This is a genomic window from Oceanobacillus kapialis, assembly GCF_044790185.1.
GTDB lineage: Bacteria > Bacillota > Bacilli > Bacillales > Amphibacillaceae > Oceanobacillus_B > Oceanobacillus_B kapialis.
This window is the reverse complement of the sequence record NZ_CP085256.1, coordinates 2,379,655-2,406,241: the sequence shown is the minus strand read 5'-3', so window position 1 is coordinate 2,406,241 and position 26,587 is coordinate 2,379,655. Positions and strand designations below refer to the sequence as shown.

Genomic DNA, 26,587 nt, shown 5'->3' with positions numbered 1-26,587 from the left:
GTTACGTAAAAATACAGAATATTTATGAGAATTTATTTTTCTTTGAATAAAATATTACTAGATTGGAAATGATGACATCCAGAGAGGTGTTAATCATGAAAATCAAAAAAATAATTCGAAGAGCATGTATGATTTCGTTGTTTGTAGCGGCCTTCCTTGTCACTATTACATCCATTTCCAATATTTCGTTTGCGGATGTCCGGATGTGGGCTGACTATGAACCTGTTCACACAGAAAAAACGTTCACACAATTAAAGCACAGGCAATCATCCTTACAGAAAAAAGAATTGAACTATTTAGAGCCAAAGAAAATGTATATTTCAAGTGATGAAATTGAAGGACCCAAAACCCTTGAAGAAGCCGCTAATCTTGACAAGTATCCAACTTCACAGGTGGTAGCAACAGGTTACACAGCTGGTGTAGAATCAACAGGGAAATCTCCAGACCACCCTGAATATGGTATAACCTATTCAGGTGTGCAAGTAAAGCGAGATTTATATTCTACTATAGCTGCAGATTTAAATGTTTATCCTATTGGTACGATTCTGTTTATTCCAGGGTACGGTTACGGCGTTGTAGCCGACAAGGGTAGTGCTATTACAGGGAATAAGATTGATCTATATTTCCATACGGTAGAAGATGTATATAGCCAGTGGGGAAAGAAACAGCTTGACGTTCACTTAATTGAATTAGGCGATGGGACGCTTACAGAAGAAGAGCTTGAAGAATTAAATGAAACAGATGCATTGCAGGTGTTTAGACAGCAAATCACAGAAAGTTAATAAAGAAGGAAGCTTGCCAAAAATGGCGAGCTTCCTTCTTTATTCTTTATAGAATAAAGTGCAACATTTGGTGGGGAGTCCCTTCCTCCCTCCGCCAAATGTTAGGTGAACGAATCGGACCTTTACTGGCAGTTGATGCCTCACTTAGACTGCTTGATTTCCCGCATTCTTGAAGTGGGGATCTTACTGCCAGTTAAGGCGGGATAAACAGCATAATAGCGGAAGATAAAATGAAAAAGTGCAGGTGTTTCACATCAATCTTAACGAGATAGCTTTTGCTAATGATTTAGGATCTCTTAATAAAGAGGGTATAAAAGAAAGGCGATGAGTACTCCGGATAAGCCGCCAAAGAAAACTTCAATCGGCTGATGTCCGAGCAATTCTTTAAGCTCTTGACGCTTTTCAAATTCTTCTTTTTTATTCCAGTCCTTTGCTCCATCTACAAACATCTGAAAGTCTTTAATTAGTTGGTTTAATACAACGGCCTGTTCCCCGGCTTGTCTGCGTACCCCAGAGGCGTCGAACATGATAATAATACTAAACACACAGGCTACGGCAAAGGTTGTGGATGTTACACCTTCTACAATACCAACACCTGTTGTCAAGGCGGCAACTGCTGCAGAGTGACTGCTTGGCATGCCTCCTGTACTAAAGGCCAAGCCTGGTTTAAATTCCTTTGTAACAATAAGCCTTATTGGTATTTTTACAACCTGGGCAAAAACGATGGCAGCAAGCGCAGCCCATAAAGGGAAATTTAGGAATAAATCCATAAATCCGTAACATCCTTCCTGATGCGGTATTTTTTCTTATCTCTATAATATCATACCTCAACAGGGAAATCTTGAAACTGTTAATTAGAACAAGTGCTGCCATGTTTATCTTTAGGAGGCTTTTGCATAGATCCAATTAGCGGGGACCCTTTTTGCTAGTTGGATTAAAAATATTCCAGCCAAACAGGAGAGCGCAATATCCTTTATTAAAAAGGGAATCATTCCCATCCAAGCTAATTCATAGGTAATGGAAAGCTCAAGCCATGTATTCATTGCTACATACATATAGGTCACACCAATCCCATAGTTAAAGGCAACGCCTACTAAACCAGCGAAGGAATAAAGAGCCAGACCTGGTTTGTTCTGTTTTTCAGTTATCCATCCTACAAAAAAAGCAATAAAAACGAAAGAAAAAATAAAACCACCAGTTGGGCTAATCAGTTGCATAGGTCCAGCAGACAATCCAGAGAAAATGGGGAGTCCTGCTGTTCCGACAAGTATATATGTAATCATAGCAATACTTGCACGTTTTTTTCCGAGCATCATTCCAGCAAGGATGGCAAAAAAGGTTTGCAAAGATAATGGGACGGAGGTACCGCCAATTGGTACAGCTAAAAATGGGAACCAAACTGTGATATTGGCACCGATTGCCATTAAGCAAACAAATACGGCACCGAATGTTAAGTCAATAGGTTTTGTGGGCATTACTATTCCTCCTTTCTATCATAATAGTTAAAAAGAAAGTATATTGTCAACCTATTTTTTTTGTGGTTAACAAAAAGGGTAGTACTTTTGATTAAATTATTTTACAAAAAAAGGATATTGTTTGAACCTGCTCCCGGGGAGATTCAAACAATATCCGCTAATTTTTCATTTAAACGTTATTTAATTGCTGCTTCTAAGGCAATTTCCATCATTTCATTAAACGTGGTTTGGCGTTCTTCTGCAGAAGTTTCTTCACCGGTAATAATATGATCAGAAACTGTTAGAACAGAAAGTGCTTGGCGGCCGTATTTAGCTGCTAATGTGTAGAGTGCAGTTGTTTCCATTTCTACAGCCAATACTTTGTATTTAGCAAGTAATGCATTTACTTCTTTTGCATTATCCCGGTAGAACGTATCACTAGTAAATACATTTCCAACGCGCAAATTCAGTCCTTTTTCTAACCCGGCGTCATAAGCGTTTTTTAGAAGCTCAAAATCCGCTAAAGGAGCATAGTCAATTCCTTGAAAGACCATGCGGTTCACTTGTGAGTCAGTCGTGGATCCTTGCGCTAAAATAACATCACGAACTTTTACGTCTTCCTGGATGGCTCCACATGTACCTACACGAATCAGCTTTTTCACATCATAGCTTTGAATTAATTCATTTACATAAATGGAGATAGAAGGCACCCCCATGCCTGTACCTTGTACAGACACCTTTTCTCCTTTGTATGTACCTGTGAAGCCATACATGCCTCGAACTTCGTTATATTGTGTGACATTATCTAAGAAGTTTTCCGCAATAAATTTTGCGCGTAGTGGATCACCAGGAAGTAGAATTTTGTCGGCAATGTCCCCTTGTTTTGCACCTATATGAACACTCATGTTAGTTCCCTCCAATTTGATTTGCTTGATATTCCAAATAAACGTTATCATAACAAGCTAGTAAAAACAAATGAATTAAAAAAGTGGGCTTTTTTGTTTCAAAAAGTTCTATTTTTGTATATAATATATTTAGTTCAGTTATTCACTTATAATGAACGTTGTACTAGGGAATGGTACATACTATGAATATTATGGTTGGAAGGATGATACACAATGAAAGAACAAACATTTACAATTACTGCGGATACAGGAGTACACGCACGCCCAGCTACACTTTTAGTAAATAAAGCTGGACAATTTGAGTCAGAAGTAGAAGTTTCTTACAATGGCAAAAATGTAAACCTTAAATCCATTATGGGTGTTATGTCACTTGGAATTCCAAAGGGAGCTGAAATTACAGTTTCTGCTAATGGTAGTGACGAAGAAGAAGCACTTAAAGGTGTAGAAGAAGTTATTAAAGAACACTTAGGTGAATAAGGTATAGAAAAAAGCTGTCCTTTCAAAGAAAGGTACAGCTTTTTTCAAAGAAAGATGAAACCACCACAACTACTTATATTCCTTTTCAAGCCGTTCTAATGTGGCAAGTGCCTCTCGATTATAAGGCGTATCCTTTTGTTTAAGTATTTCCTTGTAAGTTTGTACGGCTTCTAATAAGGATTCTTTGTAATCGGGTATCGTATCTTCAAAGCTATGTACAGCAGGCTTTCTTACATTCATTTTTTCGTGAAAAGCTAATGCTTTTCGTTCATGGAAAAAAACCCCCTCCGTTTGATTTGGATTGTGCAGATCCCCTTGCATAGGATGTTTCCATACAGCTAATACTTCAACAAGAAATTTATCTCCACGATCTTGCACGATTTTTCCTAAATATGTTCCAGATTTATAATGTGCCTTTACTTTGTCACCAATTTGCTTATCTGTCATAATCATCAAACCCTCCTATTTTACATTTTGCCAAAAATGTAACAGTTTAGCGAACATTAATACTTGCCATTTGGTTAATGGCTATTATTTGCTATAATGTAAAGCAGAAAGGCGTGAAGTAAAATGATGCCATTTTTATATTTTCCGGAAGATAAAACAGAGTACATACCTGCTATCATTACCTTAGTTATCTTTATGATCGCAGCAAGCATCGTCATGTACCTCTTTTATAAACGTTCAAAAAAAGAGGAGCAGGCGTTCAAAGAGAACTATGAGCAAGAATTAAATGACAATCAGGGGAGAGAGTAAATTTAACTCCTCTATCATTCATGAAAGTTAACGAAGTGGCGAATACTAACCTAAAATATTTAAAAGGAGTATTTCGTATGCGCTTCGTTTTTTTTGTATTAATACTTTTCCTTACAGCTTGTCAATCAAATGCGGAAAAGATGAAAACGGTTGATATGTATAATGCTTCAGGTGATATGATAGGGACAGTGGCGTTGAGCGAGCAAGAAGATGGCGTTCAAGTAAAAGTGAAATTAGAGGGACTGAAACCAGGTTTTCATGGGATCCATGTGCATGAGTTTCCAAAATGCGAAGGACCTGATTTTACCACCGCTGGGAATCATTATAACCCTGAAGGAAAAGAGCATGGTCTCATGCATCCAGATGGGCCACATCTTGGCGATTTGCCAAATATTGAGGCCGATGCTGGGGGACTGGTAGACGCTGAACTAATGCTTCCAGGGGCTACTTTAATGGAAGGGAAAAACTCTTTACTAAAAGAAGAAGGAACTTCCTTTGTCGTTCAGGAAGGGCCTGATGATGGGTTAACCCAGCCTGGTGGAGGCGGAGGAGTACGAATTGCTTGTGGTGAATTAAAGACAAACCCCGAAGAAAGTACAGAGGAATCTCCGACAGATCCAACAGAGTTTAATGAAGAGCAGGAAGAAAGCTAATAATCCTAAAAAAAATTGCCGAACAGCATAAATCATTAAAACTGACGCTGTTCGGCCTTGTTACTTACATAGATTGGATAGCCTGGATGATCCGATGAACTCCCTCTTCTACAGTTGCTTTCGGACAGCCGATATTCATCCGCATAAAATGTTTACCTTCTTCTCCGTATTCAATTCCTGTATTTAACCCGACTCGAGCTTTTTCTATCATGAATTTCTTTAATGCTTTATGGTCCATTCCCAAGCTACTGCAGTCAATCCATAACAAATAGGTTCCTTCAGAATCAATCACCTTTAACTGACTCGCGTGTTCTGCAAACATTTTCTTTACATAATTTTTGTTATCCTCAAGTACTTCAAGCAATTCATCAAGCCATGGACCACCATGTGAATAGGCAGCTTCTAATGCGGAATTTCCCATAATATTGAGCATATGTGCACCTTGTTTACTAAAATGCTCTTCTAGCTTTTTTCTCTTCTCTTTATCAGGAGTCACAACATAGGAAGCTTGTAATCCAGCAAGGTTAAAGGTTTTAGACGGCGCCATACATGTAATGGTTTGATTTGCAATGTCTTCTGATAAGGAAGCAATTGGAATATGCTTTTTCTCTGGAAAAACAAGATCACAATGGATTTCATCCGAAATAATAAGCACGTTATGTTTCATACATATGTCTGCCAATTTTGTTAACTCTTCTTTTGTCCATACACGACCAACTGGGTTGTGTGGGGAGCAAAGAATAAATGCTTTTACTCCATCCTGTATTTTTGCTTCAAAATCTGCAAAATCAATATGATACGTGTTATTTTCATAAACAAGTGGATTTTTAACCACTTGTCTATTATGACTTTCTACAACTTTATAAAAAGGTGTATACACTGGTGTTTGAATTAAAACTTTATCATCTACATTAGTGAAAGCCTGAATAGCCATGTGTAAGCTTGTAACCACACCAGGACTAAAGGACAACCATCCTTGGTCAATTTGCCAATCGTGACGTTCTTTAATCCATTTTTCGATTGTACCCTTTACAGCCTGATCAACGATCGTGTAGCCATAAATTCCGTGCCTTGCTCTGTCTATAATGGCATTATTTACAGCTTCAGGAGCCATAAAGTCCATATCAGCTACCCACATTGGCAGCACGTCTTCTGTTTGAAAAACTGGCTGAAGCATGTCCCATTTTACAGATCGTGTGTTTTTACGGTTATGTAAAATATCAAAATTACCCAATTATATACTCCTCCTTATTCATTTCTATTATACTAATAAGTATAGCAACTTTGAGTACGTTCTGCATGAAACCTGTTTTACAATTAAGGAACCTTCTAGTTGATTGCAAAAAAAGCAAAAAAAAAGCAAAGCGTTACAAACGCTTTGCCTACAGGGGGAATACGAGAAAGTCTTACATTGATAGTATTACCCGGCATAGAATGGTTTAAAACATTCAATTAAAAATTATTTTTACTTTTTATTATCATTGTTAAAGGAGTGTGTTTATGGTCCCTAACTATGAGCAAAATACATCATTTAAGAATTTAAGAAAAAAGCGTTTATACCTCTTTGGTTTCATTATCCTTTGCATTGTCTTAGCCGTAATAAGTGCTTTTCAATATGTCAAAGAGCAGGATGGTTTGACAGATAAGAAAGTTTCAGTAGAGGAGTACTTTTTAGAGAAGGAGAAAGTGTTTGCTGGTCAATTAGGTTTAAACAATGTAGATACTTTTCCTGAGGTAAAGGAAGCGAAACAAATTGCGGAAAATACAAGCGAAAGTATTCGGACAGATGAAATTAACAAAGCAAAAGAGGAGATAGCTAATTTACTTAGAACGCCCACTATGCTTGTAAAAGCCTACAATGATCTGCAAGCTTCTGATGAAGCATCATATTTGGCTTTAATGGAGGATTTAGAGAAATTTCATTTTTCCCTCAGTGAGTTTTTACATAATTTGTGGACGAAAGATGTCTTCCAAAATAAAACAGTCCATGAAATGAAAGAAATAAGAAATGCATTAATGGAAGGAAGATCTTCAGGAATAGATGCAGTTGACAAGATGATACGGACTTTAGAATCACAAGGATATATGGTAGCTTCGGTAAGCGATGGAGGGATCTCTGTCGTACAAAATTTTAAATGGCTGCTTGATGAGATCGAAAACTGGGAACACCTCCCAGGTGATAAAGCCTTATTTCAGTTTATGGCAGAAAATTCCGGATCAATGAGTTTGTTTATAGATGAAATGGAGACCTTCCAAATGGAAGACATTTTTAGTGATTTGTTGGAATTAGAAGCAATTCATCATACATATCAAGGAGATTCCATATCATCAAAGGCAGCAGATATTCTATCTTGGCGTGCGACGGAATTGCTAAATTTTTATCTGCTGGGAGATGTAGAAAAAGAGAGGAAAAAGGAAGAACTAGAGTGGTTTTTAGCAAGTCATAAGGATTCGGTGTACTGGAGTATTGTAAACAAAGCAGTGCAAGAATACCGTAAAGTCGATTGGGAGCATTTAGATTACTACGTGTTTGATGAACTTTCCATTATGATGGATGAAGAGTTTGAAGATGTACAGGTAGGGGATATTACAAGGACGGACAATTGGCCTTTAATGAGAAGAACAATAGAAGATTTTAAGCGTTTCGCAGAAGAAAATGAGAAAGCTTTTCTTTTAGAATTATCTCCTCTTGAAGTGGTTTCCCTATATTTATATAGCATTGAACGAGGTGAGATTGACCATGCCATACAGTTGTATGATCACTCGATAATCGAGCAGGGGACAGAAAGCTTGCGGCAGGAATTGTTAATGCAGTCTGAAAGTCATTTTTGGAATAATCAATATAGTACTTTAAGTTATTTAGTAAAACAACGAGAAGGTAAAGAAGCTACCATATCTTTTCTGCAAAGAGAGGAAAATGAGGTGTCAATGGTTTTTATGCTTCAAGAAACGGTGGAAGGTTGGAAACTTGTAGATATAACAGCAAAATAAAAACCCTGTTAACAGGGTTTTTATTATGGGTAATTATTTACACTCTATCTTTACTTCAAGCGATTTTCCAGTTCTTCTTTTTCTTTTTCAAAGCCTGGTTTTCCAAGTAAAGCAAACATGTTTTTCTTATATGCTTCAACACCTGGTTGATCAAATGGATTTACACCAAGTAAGTAGCCGCTTAACGCGCAAGATTTTTCAAAGAAATAGACAAGGTAGCCGAATGTATAAGCATCAAGTTCAGGAACCTCTACGATTAAGTTTGGAACATCACCATCTGTGTGGGCAAGAAGTGTTCCCTGGAATGCTTTGTCATTAATCTCGTGAAGCGATTTACCAGCAAGGTAATTCAAGCCATCTGAATTATTCGCTTCCTCTTCAACTAGGACTTCTTTCTTCGATTTATTTACATGAAGTACCGTTTCGAATAAGTCTCTTCTTCCATCCTGTACGTATTGTCCAAGGGAATGAAGGTCTGTTGAGAAGTTAGCAGAAGACGGATAGATTCCTTTTTGGTCTTTTCCTTCGCTCTCACCGAATAATTGTTTCCACCATTCAGCAAAATACTGAAGCTGTGGCTCATAGTTGATTAACATTTCAATTGTTTTGCCTTTATTGTATAGAACATTACGCACGACAGCATATTGGTAGGCAGGGTTCTCTTCAAGAGAAGAAGTAGAAAGATCTTTCTCAGCTGCTTGTGCACCTTCCATCATGCGATCAATCTCTACGCCACTTACGGCGATCGGTAATAGCCCCACGGCTGTTAGCACGGAGTAGCGGCCCCCTACATCATCCGGAATTACAAAAGTTTCGTAGCCAGCTTCATCAGCAGATGTTTTTAGTGCCCCTTTTTCGCGGTCTGTTGTAGCATAGATACGCTGCTTCGCTTCTTCTACCCCATATTTTTCTTCCAGAAACTTTTTGAAGATACGGAAGGCAATAGCCGGCTCTGTCGTTGTACCACTTTTAGAAATAACATTGATGGATACATCTTTATCTTTTAATACATCAAAAAGTTCATTTACATATGTTGAACTCATATGGTGACCAACGAAGATAACCTGTGGTGCGTTGCGATCTTCCTTGGAAATAAGGTTTTGGAAAGAATGTGTCAGCATTTCAATTGCTGCACGGGCGCCAAGGTAAGAACCACCGATGCCAATTACTAGTAAAACATCGGAATCTTTTCTAATCTTCTCAGCACTCTTTTTAATTCGGCTGTATTCCTCTTTATCATAATTGCTTGGTAAGTCAATCCAACCTAAGTAATCATTTCCTGCACCTGTTTTATTATGTAATGCTTGGTGTGCAGACTCAACAAAGCCCGCCATGTTAGTTATTTCCTCTTGGTTGAAGAAAGATAGTGCTTTATCATACGTAAACGAAACATGTGTCACGTTTTTGCCTCCTTATGTCCATTTTGTCGATTAATTGTTCCATATTAACTTTACCGAAGCATTAGGTCGAAATCAAGAAAAGAACTCTGCATATTTCTTTAAAAAGCAGTAAAAACTAGGTGTGATCACTAATAAAAGGAGGATGCGATCATGAATGGTTTACAACGTACAGCCTTAGCTTTAACAATAATTGGAGCTGTTAACTGGGGACTAATCGCCTTATTTCAATTTGATTTAGTGGCAGCTATTTTTGGCGGAGGAGAACAAAGTGGTGCGTTAGCAAGAATTATTTATGGAATAGTAGGTATTAGTGGCCTTGTGCTAATTCCTCTATTATTTAAAACAGATGAAGCATTTGCCAATCAAAAAGAACCTGAACGCGTTGATGGCTAATCTCGAACATAGTTAACATTGCTTTATAATAAGAACGTATTTGCTTGTTTTAATCTGTATGAGCTCAGCAAGAGAGTAGAGTGAAGATTAGCAAAAAAAGGGAAACTCTTATTTGAGTTTCCCTTTCTACTTATTTCTTGAATGAATCACGTTCACCTGACTGGTCAATCCACTCTTGTAGTTTATCTTTTAGGGTATTGAAACCAGCTGTGTCATTGTTTTGTTGTGTGCTAGTAGTATGAGTTTGCTGCTTACGCGGCTTCTCTGTTTTCTTCGGTGCTTCTTCTGTAGCACGGATGGATAAAGATACTTTGTTATTATCTTCATCGATCGTTAATACTTTAACTTTTACTTCATCACCTGTAGATAAGTGTTCATTGATATCTTTTACAAAACCATGTGTTACTTCAGATATATGAACTAATCCCTGTGTTTCTTCATCTAACGCAACGAATGCGCCGTAGGGTTGAATGCCTGTTACTTTTCCGTCAACTATTTGACCAACCTCAAATTTGCTTGTCATGCTGAACAACTCCTATATACATTATTCGTTTCATTTTACACAATATATTATTTTAGCATAATTAATAGATTTAGGCAAAATATAAGGAGAACAAAATAGAAAGGATGATTAACATGGTACCATTGGATTCAAAAGTTGAAGAAAGAATTTATCCTTTATATATATTAGAAGAACTTCTAAAGCCAGAGGGTTATGTTATTGGCGCAAATTGGGACTATGAGAACGGTTATTTTGATTTGAAAATTGATGATAAAGGAGCCTATTACTTTTTACGTGTTCCCTTTTATGCTGTTGCTGGCTCCTTAGATTATCCAGGGGTTACTGTACGCTTGGAAAAACCCTTTTTGCTGGCACACGAGTATGAGTCTGGAAATGACCAAGATAGTCGAAATGGCGCTATTCAAGGTGCCTTTAACCAATTTCAGACACCTACAAACCCAGACGCTGATGTACCTCAGGAATATATTGAGGTTGGAAAGAGTCTCGTACAAAAGCTTGAAGAGCTAATTCTTCCAAGCGACCAATAATAAAAGAATGTCGCCTTCCTGTAGCAGGAAGGTGGGCGGACAATTAAAATGATAATCCCTGTCACGGACAACCCCGAGTATAATGTGCTGACGTTTAATGTAGAAGGAAGCAATGTCTTCGAATGTTCTATTATGTATGTCTTCTGTAACCTTAATATGATGAAATTGCTGGGTACGCATGAGCTGTAATATATCTTCGAAAGGTGTAGCGTTAATAGTGTGAGACAGTTCATGATAGAAAAGACCTGACATAAAATCATTAGAGCGAATTATTGTAGTGGCCCCTGCTCGTAATGCATTTTCGATTTGGACTTGAGTGAGAATTTCAGCAATAATCCATACATGTTTATTATTTCCTCTTACAGCTACGGTGGTTAAAATGGTATCGTTATCAGCCTGGCGTTCATTTCGAGCCGATACATCTGCTGAGATGAGTACGCGTTGTGCCAGGGAAATGTTTGCCTGCTTGAGGATATTATCTTCAGTAGGGTCTCCTTTTATAAAGTGGACTGGATACTGTTGATAGTCTACAGATTTTAATGTACGGTCAATTAGAACAATTTGCGTATGGGGGCTATTTTCCAGGGTGATGTCAATTAATCTGCGAATACGCTCGTTCCACCCGATAAAAATGTAATGATTACTTCCCCTGAAGTGAAGTTTTCCTTCTACTAGGTCTTTTTCCCGTTGTACAGTGGCAGCTGAGAGTGTCGTGATATAGTAGGCGACAAGCCCACCACCTGACAGGATAAGTGTTATCGCTACTAATTTCCCAGGAATAGTTAAAGGGACATAATCGCCATACCCTACAGTAGCACCAGTAACTATAGCCCACCATATTCCATCAAATACGGATGGGAACTGATTTGGTTCCACTAGATGAATGATTGTCCCAAAAAACATCATAATGGTAGCAATACTTAGAAGTAATCTTACTATAACGGGTAACTGATGATACACTTGTTTAATAAATCGAACATTCATAGGCTCACCTGTTGTCTTTTTCCACTAGTATGGACATAGGTTTTCGAGGTATATACAAAAAGCTGACAAAATTTTGTCAGCTTTCGTAACTTATTTAGAATTTTATCTTTAGTTTTTTAGTGTCTTTTTTAAGCTTTGATACACTTCATCCCAAAAATCATGGTTGTCACGGAATGACTTTGTCATGAATAGGATCATTTCATTGAATTTCTCCTGATAGTCATCCGCATCCTTTTCAGGTAGTTTCTCTCGGGACTCTGTTACAAATTCTTGGATCTTTTCTGCTCTAGGTCCCCATTTCGCTACCTCATTTCCATCCTGATCAAGGAAAATTATAATTGGGATAGACCTTGCTGTCCCATTTGTTAAATAGTTATCCATTAACTCTAAATTTTGATCGCGAAGTAGCATACGAACATCCATGTTGGTTGCTTCTGCTAAGTGAAGTAGGATTGGGATGTTAAGCATGGCATCCCCGCACCAATCTTCTGTAAGGACAATAGCCCGAAGATCCCGATTTTGTAGCTCTGTAAAAAACGCTGTGTCATTTGGTAAAGAAAAGGTATCGTAAATATAAAGTAAATTTTCTTTATGGTTTTCCATGGATTCGATATACACATCTGGGGACATCCCTTTTTCAAACCACGTATTTAGGTTCATTGCTTACCGCTCCCTTATCGTTTAATTACCTTGAGTGTATCCATTATAAAAAGATTCGTAAACAAAAGTGCTCTTTATTAGATAATTTGCTATTATAGAAAAAGATATGCTTGAAGGAGGATGAAAAAATGGAAACAGCAAACCGTGAATTTTTATTGGAACTATTACATACTGCCTCACCATCAAGTAATGAGATGGCAATACAGAAGAAGTGGATCAATTACGTCAAAGAATTTGCAGATGAAATAAAGACAGATAATGCAGGAAATGCGATTGGCGTCCTCAATCCTGATGCGCCATTTAAAGTACTACTAGCGGGACATTGTGATGAAATCGGTCTGGTAATTAACCGCATCGATGAGGAAGGCTTTTTGCATTTTGATAAAATGGGTGGCGTTAACCCTAAAGCTGCCGTCGGCATGAAGACCAACATTTTAGGCTATAACAAGACGATCACTGGTGTTATTGGCGTCAATGCTCAGCATCACGGTGGACTTAAAAATGACTTTGGTCTGGAAGACTTATTTATTGACTGTGGCTATCAATCAAAAGACGAAGCAGAAAGAGATGTGCAGATTGGGGACCTAGCTGTTTATAAAACTGAACCAGAGATTTTAAGAGATCGGTACGTTGCAGGGCGTGGCTTGGATAACCGGACAGGTGCGTTTATTGTAGCAGAAGTATTAAGACGTCTAAAGGACAAGGGATGTTCGGTTGGTGTATATGCTGCGAGCACTGTGAATGAAGAAACTAACATGGGTGGAGCTTATTTCGCTGCTGCAGGCGTTAAACCGACAATGGCAATTGCTTGTGATGTGACGTTTGCAACAGATTATCCAGGCGTAAACAAGCAAAAGCATGGTGATGTAAGGCTGGAAAAAGGACCTGTTTTAGCTAAAGGGGCACCTATCAATATAAAAATTAATAAACTTCTTGAAAAAGCAGCAAAACGCTTAGATATGGATGTACAGTACGAGCTAACCCCAAGAATGACTGGTACAGATGCAGATAAAATGCGATTAACTGGTGTTGGAGTACCAGTATCACTCGTTTCTTTGCCATTACGCTATATGCATTCTCCTGTAGAAACCGCAAGCTTGCAAGATATCGATGAAGAAATTGAATTATTGGTAACCATGTTGTCTTCTTTAACGGGAGAAGAAAGCTTAAATCCGTTAGAAGACTAACATTACAAGGATTATACTTCAGCACTAAAAAACTTTTAGTAAAAGGCATTTTAGACCTAAAGTTTGAACAGCTTATTTTAGTATGAAAAAAGAGTGATAATTTAATACTTAAATTGCTACTAAAGCCCTTTTATTTCTTTCAAATGAAATAAAGGGGCTTCTTTTATGTGCCTTACAAGGTATTTTGATGCATTTTTATAATTTCCATTGTAAAAGTTCTTTTTTTGAAAAAATATAAACCCTTGATAGGTCGAGATTTTAAGCACATGAATGAGGGGGGGATTTGGTCACTAACAGACTATGGTCTCATGAACTAAAGAGGAAAAATCACTACTATTTAATCAATTTTGAAAATTCAGTTTTAAATCGACACAATGCGACACAAATCAATGTCTAGTTTCCTTATACTCACATTAACAACATAGATTCTACAAATACCACCACTGGCATCAGGACCCACTTAAAAATTCAGGGAGAGGAGGCAGTAGGTGTTTTTTTGCTTCGATAAAATCTGTCTTAAAAATTGAGGGGAGGAAATAGTTTGAGAACAAAAAAGCGACGACAAACGAAAGTGTTCAGTATTGCTGCATCCGTTTTAATGACCTTTTCATTGGTTACCCCAGGAATAGCAAGCGCAGAATCCAGCAATAAACTACATCAGTCGGTAAACGAATCGTCAAGCTCAGTTGTACAAAACAAAGTAACAGATCGACTGCTTGATGCGTTTAAGAAAGATGAAAAAATTACCTTTCTAGTTAAATTTGCAGAGAAGGCTGATACAGCTAAAATTGCGAAGGAAGCAAAAAATTCTACAGCCAAAGCGAAAATGTCTGCACATCAGGCGGAACTTGTCCAACGTTCGGCAGTTGTGTCTGAATTAAAGGCAACATCGCTTACTTCACAACAGAATGTTAAAGACTTCCTTGAAGCACAATTAGATTCAGGGAAGGTTGATGATTATCAATCTTTTCATATTGTAAACGGTATGGCCGTTACAGCAACAAAAGAAGTGGCAGAAAAAATTGCTACTTTTGCTGAAGTGGAGAAAATCTTGCCAAATGAAAAGCGCGAACTTTTCACAACAGTAACAGAGGATGCGAAGGCACCTGCTTCTGAAGTTGCAAATGTGGAATGGAATGTAGAACGTGTTGGTGCTCCGGCTGTTTGGGACATGGGATTTGATGGTTCTGGTGTCACAGTAGCAAGCATCGATACCGGAGTACAATATGATCACCCTGCACTACAAGAGAAATACCGTGGGTATGATGCGGCAACTGGTGACGTTAGTCATGATTATAACTGGTTTGACGCAACAGCAAATGAAGAAGTACCATATGACGATCAAGGGCATGGAACACATGTTACAGGAACTATGGTCGGTAGTGAACCAGATGGATCAAATCAGGTCGGTGTTGCCCCTGGTGCACAATGGATCGCTGTTAAAGCCTTCACTGCAGATGGTGGAACCGATGTAGATTTACTGGAAGCTGCAGAATGGATTTTAGCTCCTACAGACTCAGAAGGTAATGCTCGTGTCGATATGGCACCAGATGTTGTAAACAACTCTTGGGGCGGTGGTCCTGGTCTGGATGAGTGGTATCGTGATGTTGTTATCAACTGGAGAGCAGCGGAGATTTTCCCGGAATTCTCTGCAGGTAATACGACTTTATTTAACCCAGGTGGACCTGAATCAATAGCAGTACCTGCTAACTATCCAGAGTCGTTTGCTACGGGGGCTACAGATGCAAATGATTCATTGGCAAGCTTCTCACTACAAGGCCCTTCTCCCTATGATGAAGTGAAACCAGATATCTCTGCACCTGGTGTAAACATCCGTTCTAGTGTGCCAGGCGGTGGATATGAAGGTGGTTGGAATGGTACCTCTATGGCTGGTCCAGCAGTATCTGCAGTAGTTGCTTTAATCAAGCAAGCAGATGCTAGTTTGACAGTCGATGAAATTGAAGAGTTGCTAATTACAACCGCAACACCATTAACAGACGATGAATTCACTGAGGTGCCAAACAATGGGTATGGTTATGGCCTTGTAAATGGCTATGACGCTGTATCTTCTCTTGTTACAGGATTAGGAACCTTAGAAGGACAGGTTACTAAAGAAGGGGAAGACACGGAAGCACCTACTTTTGAACATGAAGGACCAGCTGAATCCTATATTGGCATGGATTTAGACTTATCCATTCATGTAACTGACAACATAAGCGTCTCCTCCGTTGTGCTTAACTACACAGATGGTAATGGAGAAGCACAAACGGTTCAAGCAGAACGAGTTTCGGGAGACTTTAAAGATGGAGAGTATATAGCTACAATCCCTGGTGATCATATTGATGGTGAAGCTCTAACGTATAGCTGGAGCATCAATGATTTTGGGAATAATGAGGTTTCCAGTGACGAATACACCGTGGAACTGCATCCAGGAATTTCAGTTGGTTATTCAGAGGATTTTGAATCTGAGGCTGCTGGCTGGACAGTATTCGGAGAGAATAATAGCTGGGAACGCGGCATTCCTACTTCAGGACCAGAAAGTGCAGTATCTGGGGAGAATGTGTATGCAACAAACCTAGAAGGAACCTATGATAGTAATACAAACACAACCCTAGTAATGCCTCCGGTTGACTTACCAGAAGGAGAATCATACTTACAATTCAGTCAGTGGTACAACATAGAAAACAACTGGGATTATGGCCATGTATTTATTTCGACAGACCAAGAAGAATGGACACAACTAGCTAGAATAACCAATGTTTCGGAGGATTGGGAGAATGTAGAAATTGATCTTTCCGAATATAGTGGTCAACGTGTTTATATCGGCTTTAACCTAACGACAGACGGTTCCGTGGTGCGAGATGGTTTTTACATTGATGATGTTGAACTATCCGATACCTCTGATAGCGCAAGTGCTTCTGTGAAGAAAAATAAAGGTAAAGCAAAAGGGAAAAATAAAGGTTCCCTTGGTCTAAATAAAGGATCTATGGGAGTCACTGAATTTAATAATGCACTTGGCGTCATTAAGAGTGATGAAAAGGCATCGTTAAAAGAAAAAGTGAACCCTGCTAAAATTGCTCCAATTAAACCAGAAAAGAAAGACAAACCAGAAAAGGATCCAATTAGTCCTGTACTATTACCAATGAGCGCTCAGGTAAGTGTGCTTGAAAGTGGTAGAACGGTTCAGACGGATCCAGAAAATGGTTCTTACTCATTACTTCATGCTGCAGGTGAATTTACTGTCAAAGCTGAAGCTTATGGATTTGCTTCACAAGAGCAAACCGTTTCGATTGAAAACGATGAAGTTAGTACAGCTGATTTCACTTTAGAGGAAATTGCACAGCATACTGTGAGCGGAACTATTACGGATGAAGCTACTGGTGAACCAGTTGAAGGTGCTACCGTTATCGTGGTCGAAGACGCTAACGTTACACCAGTTCAAACGGATGCTGAGGGTAATTATTCCCTTACTGCCTATGAAGGAAGCTATACACTTAAAATAGTAGCAAGCGGTTATCATGGAACTGAAATAGAAGTAAACTTAGAGGATGGCGATGCAGTAGCTGACGTTTCTCTAGAACCGTTCTATACAGTTCCTGGGGGAGAAATTGCTTATGATGATGGCACTGCTGAAAACGCCCGTGCTTTCTATGATGCAGGAAATGGCTGGGCGGTTAAAATGTCCCTTCCTGATGGGGAAGAGTCTGCTGTCGTAACAGACGGTGTGTTCAAATTCTGGGATGAAGAATTCCCTAGTCCTGGTGGAACTGAATTTGCTGTAGAGGTTTGGGATGCGTCTGGTACAGACGGTCAGCCTGGTGAAAAAATAGCTGGTCCGTTTAATGCAGAAGCCGTACGGGATTCTGGTGAGTGGACAGTTGTTGATCTATCAGAGCATGGTATTGTAGTAGAAGAAGATTTTTATATGGTCTATATTCAAACGCAACCGAATACAGGCGCACCTGGACTTGCAACAGATGAAAATGGTCCGAATGCTGAACGAAGCTATCAGTTAGTTGGCGGGGCGTGGTCTCCTTCACCAGCAGCGGAAGGTAATTATATGATTCGCTCACGGGTTAGCTACGAAGCTGAGACGCCTGTAATTACTTCTCCAACAGAAGATCTAATTACAAACGAATCAGAAATTACTGTTGAAGGAACAGCTTCTCCTACAACAACTGTCCAGCTATTAAACAATGGTGAAGAGGTTGGTACTGCTGAAATTGGTGAAGAAGGAACCTTTGCAATTGATGCTGAACTAACTGAAGGTGAAAATGAGCTAACCGCTGTATCTTTATTAGATGGTACAGAAATTGGTGAATCAGAGCCAGTTGTCGTCACTTTAGATACAGAGGCTCCTGAATTAACAATTGATAGCCCTGAAGATGGGGATAAAACAAATCGTGAAACAGTTACAGTAGAAGGTACTGTAGATGATGCTAATCTCGATTTCGTAGAAGTTAATGGCCAAGAAGCAGCTGTAGAAGATGGCTCCTATTCTAAACGGATTCTATTAGACAATGGAGAAAATGAAATCGAGGTTGTCGCACATGACCTTGCAGGTAATACAACTTCTGAAACGGTAACAATTGACGTGAAGTACGACGCACCTGAAATTGAGAACTTAACGCCAACAGAAGATGTGACATTGCAGGCAGGTGAAAGTGTCAAAATTGAATTCGATAGTGAACCTGGTCTAGATGCTACCTTTGCTATTCATATGCCATTGACGAATGCGAAGAGTAGTATTGCTAACGCTACGGAGTTACCAATGATGGAAACATCTGATGGTCACTATGTAGGTTATTGGACAGCAACTAGCAACGTAGTAGCGGATGGTGCAGTAATCGAAGTAAAAGTAGAAGATGATTATGGTAATGAAACAAGAGAACAGGCTGACGGAAAATTAATGATTAACGTCGACTGATCTCACTAAGTAAGCAAGGTGTGTAGAGAAAATCTACACACCTTGTTTTTGTTTTGAAGCAAAAGACTTTTCAAATCTCTTTATCTGAAGTATACTATCCTTATAATTTAATAATCGATTCCATCTTCGGGGCAGGGTGAAATTCCCGACCGACGGTAAGAAGCATTTAGGTGCTTTAAGTCCGTGACCCGCAATGTTCATTGCGGCTGATCTGGTGCAAGTCCAGAACCGACAGTTACAGTCTGGATGGGAGAAGATGTCGAGCCGGAATATAGTGCATTTACTGCGCTTATTTTTCCTATGATTTAATAAACAAACCCTAAAGCCCCGATTAGGCTTTAGGGTTTTTTGTATTTAAATGGAAGACGGCGGATCCTTCATCACGAGATAGGAATCGATTTAAGATGAAGGAGGAGAAGGATGATGCATTCATCAAAAACGCAATCATTCAGCTTGTTAAAACTTATTATTCTAGCTTTATTGGGGACCATTTCATTGGTGTTATTCTTTATTAACTTTCCCCTACCATTTCTACCAACCCCTTATTTGAAAATTGATTTCAGTGAGGTACCTGCCTTAATGGCTGCATTTATTTTTTCGCCATTAGCAGGTGTAATCGTTGTCGCTATCAAAAATATCTTATATCTTGCAATTGGCGGGGGAGAATTAATTGGCGTACTAGCTAATTTTATTACAGGTGTATTATTTATCGTGCCTGTGGCCCTTATGTATCACAAATATAAAGGTGTTAAAAGTGTTATTTCTGGACTTGTTACTGGTACGATCGTGATGGCACTTGGGATGAGTGTTCTAAACTACTTCTTAATCCTGCCAGCATATGGTTGGTTTATGGGATGGGAAATGACCGAGCAGTTAAAATGGTTTTCCGTTTATGCGGGAATACTACCGTTTAATCTAATAAAAGGAATAGTTGTCGGACTGTTGTTTGTACCATTATTCCTAAAAATGAGGCAGTGGATTGAAGAAAAACAAGCAGGACTTGCGTAAGCTGAAGAAGACTTTAACCGAAAAACAATAGATGCAATAAACACCGCTAGCATGATGATCATGTAGCGGTGTTTTTACATTATCTTCTATTTAATATCCTAAGCACAAAAGAATCTTTATTGTTCGTCGACAAGGTATCTTGCTGTAGGTTGTACTTCTAAACGTTCCTCTGGAATTGGCTTCCCTGACTTTTCACTTAATCCGAAGGTGCCATTTTCGATCCGCTTTAATGCATCATCGATTTCACGAAGCCTCTCTTCACGTACAAGGTTTAAACCAGCGTCACGTTCTTGTTCGAATTGCTCTGTCCCCATATCCCCTGGATGATTGTCATAGTCTGCTAGTTCATTTATCGAATCATTTGGGCTTTGCTCTTGGTTTTCTGCAATTTTGTCTTCATTTTCTTTTTTCATTTGTAGGAGTTGTTTTTTGAATTTATCTAATTTATCTTTGCTCAGATATGTTTTCATAGTACCGGATCTCCTTTCGTTATGACTGCTTCTTAGGGACTATTCCTAATGTGCACCTTGAAATACACACAAGTTTTTCTCCTTCATCTACTATTTGTATTTCCCACACCATGGTGGTTTTTCCAATGTGAAGAGGTTTTGCTATTGCAGTGACCGTTCCCTCTCGTTTACTCCTAATATGATTCGCATTTATTTCCATGCCAAAAACATTAAAAGTTGTTGTGTCGATATTGGTCATTGCTCCAATACTGGCAGCAGTTTCGGCAAGCGCAACACTTGCCCCACCGTGCAAATATCCCGCAGGTTGCCGTGTTCTTTCATCAACTGGCATGGTTAGGACGACAAGGTTTTTGTCCAACGATTTTATTTCGATACCAAGTGCTTCCATTAGAGTCTGATTAAATTCCATATATAGGACATCCCTTCTTAAAATAAGGCGTTAATGAGTAGTGATATTCCTAGTAGAATTCCATAGATGCTATTGGTTTTACCAGTTGCAGCCATTGCAGGCATCATTTCAAGCGGCATTGATTTACCTTGAAACTTTTTAATCACGTCATATGCTTTAATCATAGCAACAAATGAAATAAGCGACCATAATGGAAGAATACCGACAATGATATAAGCTGCTGTAAGGATGAAGGAAAGAATGAAAAAGCCTGCAAGCACTTTTATTGCATTCTTTCTACCAACTAAAATAGCAATCGTTTTACGCCCATTTTCTTTATCTCCATCAAGGTCTCGGATATTATTGGATAACATAATAGCTCCGATAAAGAGCGCGACAGGGATGGATACCCAGATTGACCCTGCTGTGATGGTGCCAGTTTGTATGAAAAAGCTAATCCCTATAATGACAGTCCCCATTAAAAAACCAGAAAATAGTTCTCCTAATGGAGTATAAGCAATTGGCAACGGTCCACCTGTATATAAATAACCGAAAAGCATACATACTAAACCGATAAGTGCAATCCACCAACTTGATTCCATGCAAATATATACTCCAAGAAGAATGGCAATTCCAAAAAAGGTTAAAGCGAGGTTTAGCACGGTTTTAGGCTTAATACCATCTCTTACGATCGTGCCACCGATCCCTACAGATTCCTCGGTGTCTAGTCCTCTTACGAAATCATAATATTCATTAAACATATTTGTTGCTGATTGAATCAGCATGGATGCAAGTAACATTGCAAAAAATAAAAGAAGATGGAAGGATGTTGCTTCATTTAAAGCAAACATGGAGCCCACAAAAACAGGTACAAAAGAAGCTGTTAACGTATGTGGCCGTAATAAACGCCACCATACCTGAAATCCTTCCTTTTCGTTTAAAGCTTGTTTTATCGTATGATTATTGGATGAGTTCATTCTATTTTCCCCCTGATTTACACGCCTATCGTATCAATTTTAGGGAAATTATAAGGGGGTGTCAATTAACGGGGAGGATTTCCTTGAGAAACCAGAGAAAAGAGAATAAAATAGGAGAAGATGACAGAATGGCGCATTGTTTGATTACGGAGGTTTATATAGATGATTGAACTGAAGGAAGAAAATATAGAAGCTGTATTACAGGAGGCAATTGATACGATTCGGCCTCAGAGTAGCAGACTTGTTAGTATTACAAAAAGGGTAGAGAAAGTGGATACCCTTGCTTTTTATGATGTAGCAAATCAAATAAGGAATGAGCGATTGTTTTGGACAAGTACGGCAGAAGCATACACCCTTGTAGGGGCCGGAAGTGCTATTGAAATTATCGCAAGGCATAATCGTTTTGAAACAGCAGAACAGATATGGAATAATCTTCTAGAAGATGCTGTCTCAAATAATCCATACGATGTTCCGGGAACAGGTATTGTTGCTATTGGTGGGGCAGCTTTTGATCCTGAGAAGGAGAAAACAGCACTTTGGGCAAACTTTGAACCAATTCGGTTTACGGTACCCGAATATTTATTGACCGAACATGAAAAAGACTATTATTTCACAATGAATATTGTCGTAAGAGAAGATGATCACCCACGCCAGCTTGCTAATCAATTAAAGCGTGAGGAACGTAAGCTTTTGGAAAGTCTCCCGAAATATGGAGAAGATACACACATTGTTGGCAGACATGATATCTCACCGAATAAATGGAAGCAAACTGTCAAATTAGCTACAAATGAAATACAACAAAGTCATGTCGATAAAATTGTGTTAGCTAGGGAAGTACGTTTAAAGCTAGACAAAGAAGCAGACAGCGGAAATGTTATACGTAAGCTATTAAGTACTCAGCCCAATAGCTTTATTTTTTCTTTTGAACAAGGAAGAGATTGCTTTATTGGCGCGACTCCGGAACGTTTAGTGAAAATTAGAGAGAGTAGCCTTTTCTCAACTTGTCTAGCGGGTACAGCTCCTAGAGGGGAAACAGAGGAAGAGGATGCACGGATTAGCTATCATTTGTTTCATGATCAAAAAAACCGGGGTGAGCATGACTTTGTAGTACAAATGATGAAAAAGGCCATTGAATCATATTGTACAGACATTGACATTCCAGATGAACCAGTTGTATATCCATTGAAAAATTTACAACATTTATATACCCCAGTCACTGCTCGTCTAAATGAAGGCAACAGTATTTTGGATATTATAAAAAACTTACATCCTACTCCTGCTTTAGGTGGGACCCCACGTGAAGAGTCTGTTGCCTTTATACGTGAGCATGAGCTTTTGGATCGTGGCTGGTATGGAGCACCTGTCGGATGGCTGGATAATCGTGATAACGGAGAATTTGCGGTAGCCATTCGTTCAGGCTTGATCCAGGGAGATGAAGCATCCCTATTTGCGGGTTGTGGCGTTGTAAAGGATTCTGATCCAGAAGAAGAATTTGAGGAAACAAATATTAAACTAACACCGATGCTTTCAGTACTGGAGGGGGAAAAATGAGTTCTACCGTAGCATTAACCAGGTATACAGCTAATTTTGTCGATGAATTGTCCAAAAGTGGTGTCACCGACGTAGTGATTTCCCCGGGTTCACGTTCCACACCACTTGCCATGACGATAGCTGAACACCCTGTTATGAAAGAATGGGTGGTGATTGACGAGCGTTCTGCTGCCTTTTTTGCAATGGGAATTGCTAAGAAGACTTCACGTGCAGTGGCGCTCGTCTGTACATCAGGTACCGCTGCAGCTAATTATTTTCCAGCAATCGTTGAGGCCCATTACAGCAGAATACCGCTTGTTGTCCTAACAGCTGACCGTCCTCACGAATTACGGGATGTTGGTGCACCACAAGCGATCGAGCAAATAAAACTTTATGGGGATTATGTAAAATGGTTCCAAGAAATGGCGTTACCAGAGGCCTCAGAAAAAATGCTTGACTATGTGAGGAATAAAGCTGCAAGAGCTGTGTTTATGGCACAAGAAGGCAATCCGGGACCAGTACATCTAAACTTTCCATTCAGGGATCCTTTAGTACCTGACTTCACACTAGATAATTTATGGGGCGATCACCGGGCAATAGAACCTCGCAACCCTGCTTTTGATGGCAAAAGGCAGCTTTCGGCCCAACAACTTTCTTCCTTTTTGCAAAAGCTAGAAGGTAAAGATAAAGGTATTATTGTTTGTGGGCCGCAAATGGAGCAAGAATTAGCTCAGGCTGTCACTAGCCTGGCAGAAGCGTGGGGGATTCCTATTTTAGCTGATCCTTTATCACAAATGCGTGCAGGGGAGCATGCTAAAGATTTAATTATCGAAACCTATGATGCTTTCTTTCGCGACGAGGCATTACGAAAGAAGTTAAGTCCAGACTATATAATTCGTTTTGGTGCAATGCCCGTGTCGAAACCTTATCTATTTTATGTAAACGAGCATGCACATACCCCACAATTTGTTGTGGAAAATCATGCAGGGTTTCGCGAGCCAACAGGTAATAATACAGGTTTCATTTTTGCTGATCCTGTGCTTTTTTGTGAAGCTCTTTTGCAACTGGAGCATAAGCCACTACACGACAAGGAGTGGTTAGCTAGCTGGCAGGAAATGAACCAAGTTGCAAAAAAACATCTTCTTACGGAGGCGACTGGAGCAATTACTGAAGGAGAAGCAGTAAGAGCCCTAATAGATGTTATACCAGAAGAAAGTAGTATTTATATTGGGAACAGCATGGCCGTACGTGATTTAGACACTTTCTTTTTGACCACGCCAAAACAGTTGTCTATTTTGGCTAACCGCGGTGCAAACGGGATTGACGGTATGGTGTCAAGCGCATTAGGAGCTGCTGCTTATGGGACTCCTGTCACCCTTGTGCTTGGTGATTTATCCTTTTACCATGATTTAAATGCATTGTTGATTGCGAGGCAATATGGGCTGAATATTACCATATTGTTAATCAATAATAATGGTGGAGGCATTTTTTCTTTCCTTCCTCAATCCCAAGAGGAAAAGCATTTTGAAGTGTTATTTGGAACGCCGGTGGATATAGAATTTAAGCAAGCTGTGAACATGTACGGAGGCAACTATACAAGCGCAGAGTCAGAGGAAGACTTGAAAAAAGTTTTATATGAGAGTTATCAATCCAAAGGGCTTTCAGTGGTGGAAGTTAAGACAGACCGAGACGCAAATACAAGCTGGCACCGTAACATATGGAAGGCGATTGCTGAAGAGATAAAGGACGAGGCATAGCAATGTATTACAACATTCATGACACCATGTATTGGGTAGAGAAAACTGGCTCTGGTCCCGTTCTGCTGCTTCTACATGGTTTTACTGGGTCAACTAAAACATGGGATTCTTTGGTGAAAAAATGGAAGGATAATTATACTGTCGTCACACTTGACCTTCCAGGACATGGAAAGACTACTACACAGGTACCTATTACCATGGAAATGTGCTGCAGAGATCTTGCAGCACTCGTTCAGACATTAGGCATTGAAAAAGTCAATCTATTAGGATATTCAATGGGAGGGAGGACAGCGCTATCCTTTGCCTGTCTCTATCCCCATCTAGTAGATAAGCTTATATTAGAGAGTGCTTCACCAGGTTTACTAACTGAAAAAGAAAGACTGGAGCGCAGAAACAAAGATGAACAACTGGCGAGAAAACTTGAGCGTGAAGGTGTTAAAGCATTTGTAGATTTTTGGGAGAAAATTCCCCTTTTCTCTACACAGGAACAATTACCTCCTGATAAAAGAGGAGCTATTCGACAAGAAAGATTATTACATTCTGCTGAGGGTCTTGCTATGTCATTGCGCTTTATGGGAACAGGCAGTCAGCCTTCCTGGTGGGGGCATTTATCACAGCTTTCAATTCCTACACTATTGCTAGTTGGAGGCGAAGATGCAAAGTTTAAAGCATTAAACAAAAGTATGCATGAACGCTTGCCACAGAGCGATTTTCAAGTTGTCGAACATGCTGGTCATGCACTTCACGTGGAAGAATCAGCGATTTTTGGTAATATAGTATATGAGTTTATCATTTCACTGGAGGAAGGAAGATAATTTTATCCCACCTTAACTGGCAGTAAGACCCCCACCAAATGAAGGTTCACTTTATTTGATCACCTTCTTGTGTGGTGAGATCTTCTATTCAACCATCAGAGCACTTCTCAAGTTTTTTGAAATAAAAGGTTTGGAAGGCTGCCATTTAAGAAATGGTAAAGAAAAAGCACTATTACTTACATAATAAGGAGGAAAAAAGATGACAGTACAATGGGAAAAAGTAAGAGAATACCAAGAAATTGTATATGAAAAATATAACGGAATAGCAAAAGTTACAATCAACCGTCCAGAAAAACGTAACGCATTTACCCCTTTAACGGTAAATGAAATGATTAATGCCTTTGCAGATGCACGTGATGATTCAACGATTGGCGTTATTCTTCTAGCAGGAGAAGGAGACAAAGCATTCTGTTCAGGTGGAGACCAATCTGTCCGGGGACATGGCGGTTACGTAGGTGATGACCAGGTTCCACGCTTAAATGTTCTTGATCTACAACGATTAATTAGAACCATTCCGAAGCCAGTCATTGCTATGGTATCTGGCTATGCTATCGGCGGGGGACATGTTTTACATGTCGTATGTGACCTTACGATTGCTGCAGACAATGCTATTTTCGGCCAAACTGGTCCAAAAGTGGGTAGCTTTGATGCTGGTTATGGTGCAGGTTTATTAGCAAGAATGGTTGGGCATAAGCGTGCAAGAGAAATCTGGTACTTATGTCGCCAATACAATGCAGAGGAAGCTTATGAAATGGGGCTTGTTAACACAGTCGTTCCACTAGACAAGCTAGAAGAAGAAACCATCCAATGGTGTGAAGAAATCTTGGAAAAATCACCAACAGCACTAAGATTCTTAAAAGCATCCTTCAATGCTGATACCGATGGTTTAGCAGGATTGCAGCAAATGGGCGGAGACGCGACATTGTTGTACTACACAACAGATGAAGCAAAAGAAGGAAGAGACGCCTTCAAAGAAAAAAGAAAGCCGAATTTCAAGCAATTCCCACGCTTTCCTTAAAAAGT

26 protein-coding genes and 1 riboswitch are annotated in these 26,587 nt (G+C 39.3%); of the genes, 14 read left to right on the top strand and 12 right to left on the bottom strand.

Going from position 1 to position 26,587, the window contains the following annotated elements:
• Positions 1-95 precede the first annotated feature (95 nt).
• Complete coding sequence (locus tag LG273_RS12560) at positions 96-782, top strand: 3D domain-containing protein (RefSeq protein ID WP_404454028.1); 687 nt, start codon at positions 96-98, stop codon at positions 780-782.
• A 296-nt stretch (positions 783-1,078) separates the two neighbouring features.
• On the opposite strand, the gene LG273_RS12555 is transcribed toward LG273_RS12560, so the two are convergent.
• From LG273_RS12555 to deoD, 3 genes are all read right to left on the bottom strand, one after another.
• A complete protein-coding gene (locus LG273_RS12555; protein ID WP_404454026.1) occupies positions 1,079-1,552 on the bottom strand; it encodes a divergent PAP2 family protein in 474 nt (157 codons plus the stop codon).
• A 111-nt stretch (positions 1,553-1,663) separates the two neighbouring features.
• Positions 1,664-2,257, bottom strand: a complete 594-nt coding sequence (locus LG273_RS12550; RefSeq protein WP_404454023.1) for a biotin transporter BioY — start codon at positions 2,255-2,257, stop codon at positions 1,664-1,666.
• Between the two features lie 176 nt (positions 2,258-2,433).
• Positions 2,434-3,141, bottom strand: a complete 708-nt coding sequence (gene deoD / locus LG273_RS12545) for a purine-nucleoside phosphorylase (RefSeq protein ID WP_404454021.1) — start codon at positions 3,139-3,141, stop codon at positions 2,434-2,436.
• Between the two features lie 213 nt (positions 3,142-3,354).
• On the opposite strand from deoD, the gene LG273_RS12540 reads away from it, so the two are divergent.
• On the top strand, positions 3,355-3,618 hold the full coding sequence (locus tag LG273_RS12540) for a phosphocarrier protein HPr (RefSeq protein ID WP_379561745.1): 264 nt from the start codon (positions 3,355-3,357) through the stop codon (positions 3,616-3,618).
• Positions 3,619-3,687: 69 nt separating this feature from the next.
• Here LG273_RS12540 and LG273_RS12535 read toward each other — a convergent pair whose 3' ends face one another.
• Positions 3,688-4,071 (bottom strand): kinase-associated lipoprotein B, encoded by a 384-nt coding sequence (locus LG273_RS12535; protein ID WP_404454018.1) that lies wholly within the window; start codon positions 4,069-4,071, stop codon positions 3,688-3,690.
• A gap of 117 nt (positions 4,072-4,188) precedes the next feature.
• Between LG273_RS12535 and LG273_RS12530 the strand changes: the two genes are divergently transcribed.
• Positions 4,189-4,374, top strand: coding sequence for a hypothetical protein (locus tag LG273_RS12530; protein ID WP_379561743.1), 186 nt, complete (start codon positions 4,189-4,191; stop codon positions 4,372-4,374).
• Positions 4,375-4,451: 77 nt separating this feature from the next.
• The gene (locus LG273_RS12525) at positions 4,452-5,027 is read left to right on the top strand and encodes a superoxide dismutase family protein (RefSeq protein WP_404454015.1); all 576 of its coding nucleotides are present in this window, start codon (positions 4,452-4,454) and stop codon (positions 5,025-5,027) included.
• A gap of 64 nt (positions 5,028-5,091) precedes the next feature.
• Here the strand turns inward: LG273_RS12525 and LG273_RS12520 are convergent, their stop codons facing one another.
• Positions 5,092-6,261: a MalY/PatB family protein gene (locus LG273_RS12520; protein ID WP_404454013.1), complete on the bottom strand. Its 1,170-nt coding sequence runs from the start codon at positions 6,259-6,261 to the stop codon at positions 5,092-5,094.
• A 266-nt stretch (positions 6,262-6,527) separates the two neighbouring features.
• Here LG273_RS12520 and LG273_RS12515 point away from each other — a divergent pair, with 266 nt between their 5' ends.
• On the top strand, positions 6,528-8,018 hold the full coding sequence (locus tag LG273_RS12515; protein WP_404454011.1) for a hypothetical protein: 1,491 nt from the start codon (positions 6,528-6,530) through the stop codon (positions 8,016-8,018).
• Positions 8,019-8,068: 50 nt separating this feature from the next.
• Here the strand turns inward: LG273_RS12515 and LG273_RS12510 are convergent, their stop codons facing one another.
• Positions 8,069-9,418 carry a glucose-6-phosphate isomerase gene (locus tag LG273_RS12510; protein WP_404454009.1) on the bottom strand — a complete coding sequence of 450 codons (1,350 nt, stop codon included), beginning with the start codon at positions 9,416-9,418 and terminating at the stop codon, positions 8,069-8,071.
• 150 nt (positions 9,419-9,568) lie between these two features.
• On the opposite strand from LG273_RS12510, the gene LG273_RS12505 reads away from it, so the two are divergent.
• Positions 9,569-9,811 carry a DUF378 domain-containing protein gene (locus LG273_RS12505; protein ID WP_379561738.1) on the top strand — a complete coding sequence of 81 codons (243 nt, stop codon included), beginning with the start codon at positions 9,569-9,571 and terminating at the stop codon, positions 9,809-9,811.
• Positions 9,812-9,941: 130 nt separating this feature from the next.
• On the opposite strand, the gene yugI is transcribed toward LG273_RS12505, so the two are convergent.
• Positions 9,942-10,334 (bottom strand): S1 domain-containing post-transcriptional regulator GSP13, encoded by a 393-nt coding sequence (yugI, locus tag LG273_RS12500; protein WP_404454006.1) that lies wholly within the window; start codon positions 10,332-10,334, stop codon positions 9,942-9,944.
• A gap of 113 nt (positions 10,335-10,447) precedes the next feature.
• On the opposite strand from yugI, the gene LG273_RS12495 reads away from it, so the two are divergent.
• On the top strand, positions 10,448-10,861 hold the full coding sequence (locus tag LG273_RS12495; RefSeq protein WP_404454003.1) for a YugN family protein: 414 nt from the start codon (positions 10,448-10,450) through the stop codon (positions 10,859-10,861).
• Here the strand turns inward: LG273_RS12495 and LG273_RS12490 are convergent.
• On the bottom strand, positions 10,838-11,845 hold the full coding sequence (locus LG273_RS12490) for a potassium channel family protein (protein ID WP_404454001.1): 1,008 nt from the start codon (positions 11,843-11,845) through the stop codon (positions 10,838-10,840). The genes LG273_RS12495 and LG273_RS12490 overlap by 24 nt on opposite strands.
• Before the next feature lie 108 nt (positions 11,846-11,953).
• A complete protein-coding gene (locus LG273_RS12485; protein ID WP_404453998.1) occupies positions 11,954-12,505 on the bottom strand; it encodes a thioredoxin family protein in 552 nt (183 codons plus the stop codon).
• Positions 12,506-12,633: 128 nt separating this feature from the next.
• On the opposite strand from LG273_RS12485, the gene LG273_RS12480 reads away from it, so the two are divergent.
• The 3 genes from LG273_RS12480 to LG273_RS12470 all read left to right on the top strand — a co-directional run bounded on the left by LG273_RS12480 (position 12,634) and on the right by LG273_RS12470 (position 19,627).
• Complete coding sequence (locus tag LG273_RS12480) at positions 12,634-13,692, top strand: M20/M25/M40 family metallo-hydrolase (protein WP_404453995.1); 1,059 nt, start codon at positions 12,634-12,636, stop codon at positions 13,690-13,692.
• Between the two features lie 541 nt (positions 13,693-14,233).
• A complete protein-coding gene (locus tag LG273_RS12475) occupies positions 14,234-18,619 on the top strand; it encodes a S8 family serine peptidase (protein WP_404453992.1) in 4,386 nt (1,461 codons plus the stop codon).
• Between the two features lie 118 nt (positions 18,620-18,737).
• A riboswitch (FMN riboswitch) is annotated at positions 18,738-18,881 on the top strand.
• Positions 18,882-19,042: 161 nt separating this feature from the next.
• Positions 19,043-19,627, top strand: coding sequence for an ECF transporter S component (locus LG273_RS12470; protein WP_404459540.1), 585 nt, complete (start codon positions 19,043-19,045; stop codon positions 19,625-19,627).
• Positions 19,628-19,743: 116 nt separating this feature from the next.
• Here the strand turns inward: LG273_RS12470 and LG273_RS12465 are convergent, their stop codons facing one another.
• Genes LG273_RS12465 through LG273_RS12455 form a run of 3 tightly spaced genes read right to left on the bottom strand, consistent with a single transcriptional unit; the run spans position 19,744 to position 21,462 of the window.
• The gene (locus tag LG273_RS12465; protein ID WP_404453989.1) at positions 19,744-20,097 is read right to left on the bottom strand and encodes a hypothetical protein; all 354 of its coding nucleotides are present in this window, start codon (positions 20,095-20,097) and stop codon (positions 19,744-19,746) included.
• A 19-nt stretch (positions 20,098-20,116) separates the two neighbouring features.
• Positions 20,117-20,506: a hotdog fold thioesterase gene (locus tag LG273_RS12460; protein ID WP_404453986.1), complete on the bottom strand. Its 390-nt coding sequence runs from the start codon at positions 20,504-20,506 to the stop codon at positions 20,117-20,119.
• 17 nt (positions 20,507-20,523) lie between these two features.
• Entirely contained in the window at positions 20,524-21,462 is a 939-nt protein-coding gene (locus tag LG273_RS12455) for a 1,4-dihydroxy-2-naphthoate polyprenyltransferase (protein ID WP_404453984.1), read from the bottom strand.
• Between the two features lie 162 nt (positions 21,463-21,624).
• On the opposite strand from LG273_RS12455, the gene LG273_RS12450 reads away from it, so the two are divergent.
• The 4 genes from LG273_RS12450 (at position 21,625) to menB (ending at position 26,582) form a co-directional block, all read left to right on the top strand.
• A complete protein-coding gene (locus LG273_RS12450; protein ID WP_404453981.1) occupies positions 21,625-23,013 on the top strand; it encodes an isochorismate synthase MenF in 1,389 nt (462 codons plus the stop codon).
• Entirely contained in the window at positions 23,010-24,749 is a 1,740-nt protein-coding gene (menD, locus tag LG273_RS12445) for a 2-succinyl-5-enolpyruvyl-6-hydroxy-3-cyclohexene-1-carboxylic-acid synthase (RefSeq protein ID WP_404453978.1), read from the top strand. Before LG273_RS12450 ends, menD begins: the two co-directional genes overlap by 4 nt.
• A gap of 2 nt (positions 24,750-24,751) precedes the next feature.
• Positions 24,752-25,564 carry a 2-succinyl-6-hydroxy-2,4-cyclohexadiene-1-carboxylate synthase gene (gene menH / locus LG273_RS12440; protein WP_404453975.1) on the top strand — a complete coding sequence of 271 codons (813 nt, stop codon included), beginning with the start codon at positions 24,752-24,754 and terminating at the stop codon, positions 25,562-25,564.
• 199 nt (positions 25,565-25,763) lie between these two features.
• Positions 25,764-26,582 (top strand): 1,4-dihydroxy-2-naphthoyl-CoA synthase, encoded by an 819-nt coding sequence (menB, locus tag LG273_RS12435; RefSeq protein ID WP_379561724.1) that lies wholly within the window; start codon positions 25,764-25,766, stop codon positions 26,580-26,582.
• Positions 26,583-26,587 lie beyond the last annotated feature (5 nt).

What these genes read in the sequence shown, in the direction of transcription:
- LG273_RS12560 (WP_404454028.1), top strand. Translation starts at nt 96, where the DNA reads ATGAAAATCAAAAAAATAATTCGAAGAGCATGTATGATTTCGTTGTTT.
- LG273_RS12555 (WP_404454026.1), bottom strand. Translation starts at nt 1,552, where the DNA reads ATGGATTTATTCCTAAATTTCCCTTTATGGGCTGCGCTTGCTGCCATC.
- LG273_RS12550 (WP_404454023.1), bottom strand. Translation starts at nt 2,257, where the DNA reads ATGCCCACAAAACCTATTGACTTAACATTCGGTGCCGTATTTGTTTGC.
- deoD (WP_404454021.1), bottom strand. Translation starts at nt 3,141, where the DNA reads ATGAGTGTTCATATAGGTGCAAAACAAGGGGACATTGCCGACAAAATT.
- LG273_RS12540 (WP_379561745.1), top strand. Translation starts at nt 3,355, where the DNA reads ATGAAAGAACAAACATTTACAATTACTGCGGATACAGGAGTACACGCA.
- LG273_RS12535 (WP_404454018.1), bottom strand. Translation starts at nt 4,071, where the DNA reads ATGATTATGACAGATAAGCAAATTGGTGACAAAGTAAAGGCACATTAT.
- LG273_RS12530 (WP_379561743.1), top strand. Translation starts at nt 4,189, where the DNA reads ATGATGCCATTTTTATATTTTCCGGAAGATAAAACAGAGTACATACCT.
- LG273_RS12525 (WP_404454015.1), top strand. Translation starts at nt 4,452, where the DNA reads ATGCGCTTCGTTTTTTTTGTATTAATACTTTTCCTTACAGCTTGTCAA.
- LG273_RS12515 (WP_404454011.1), top strand. Translation starts at nt 6,528, where the DNA reads ATGGTCCCTAACTATGAGCAAAATACATCATTTAAGAATTTAAGAAAA.
- LG273_RS12505 (WP_379561738.1), top strand. Translation starts at nt 9,569, where the DNA reads ATGAATGGTTTACAACGTACAGCCTTAGCTTTAACAATAATTGGAGCT.
- yugI (WP_404454006.1), bottom strand. Translation starts at nt 10,334, where the DNA reads ATGACAAGCAAATTTGAGGTTGGTCAAATAGTTGACGGAAAAGTAACA.
- LG273_RS12495 (WP_404454003.1), top strand. Translation starts at nt 10,448, where the DNA reads ATGGTACCATTGGATTCAAAAGTTGAAGAAAGAATTTATCCTTTATAT.
- LG273_RS12490 (WP_404454001.1), bottom strand. Translation starts at nt 11,845, where the DNA reads ATGAATGTTCGATTTATTAAACAAGTGTATCATCAGTTACCCGTTATA.
- LG273_RS12485 (WP_404453998.1), bottom strand. Translation starts at nt 12,505, where the DNA reads ATGAACCTAAATACGTGGTTTGAAAAAGGGATGTCCCCAGATGTGTAT.
- LG273_RS12480 (WP_404453995.1), top strand. Translation starts at nt 12,634, where the DNA reads ATGGAAACAGCAAACCGTGAATTTTTATTGGAACTATTACATACTGCC.
- LG273_RS12470 (WP_404459540.1), top strand. Translation starts at nt 19,043, where the DNA reads ATGCATTCATCAAAAACGCAATCATTCAGCTTGTTAAAACTTATTATT.
- LG273_RS12465 (WP_404453989.1), bottom strand. Translation starts at nt 20,097, where the DNA reads ATGAAAACATATCTGAGCAAAGATAAATTAGATAAATTCAAAAAACAA.
- LG273_RS12460 (WP_404453986.1), bottom strand. Translation starts at nt 20,506, where the DNA reads ATGGAATTTAATCAGACTCTAATGGAAGCACTTGGTATCGAAATAAAA.
- LG273_RS12455 (WP_404453984.1), bottom strand. Translation starts at nt 21,462, where the DNA reads ATGAACTCATCCAATAATCATACGATAAAACAAGCTTTAAACGAAAAG.
- LG273_RS12450 (WP_404453981.1), top strand. Translation starts at nt 21,625, where the DNA reads ATGATTGAACTGAAGGAAGAAAATATAGAAGCTGTATTACAGGAGGCA.
- menD (WP_404453978.1), top strand. Translation starts at nt 23,010, where the DNA reads ATGAGTTCTACCGTAGCATTAACCAGGTATACAGCTAATTTTGTCGAT.
- menH (WP_404453975.1), top strand. Translation starts at nt 24,752, where the DNA reads ATGTATTACAACATTCATGACACCATGTATTGGGTAGAGAAAACTGGC.
- menB (WP_379561724.1), top strand. Translation starts at nt 25,764, where the DNA reads ATGACAGTACAATGGGAAAAAGTAAGAGAATACCAAGAAATTGTATAT.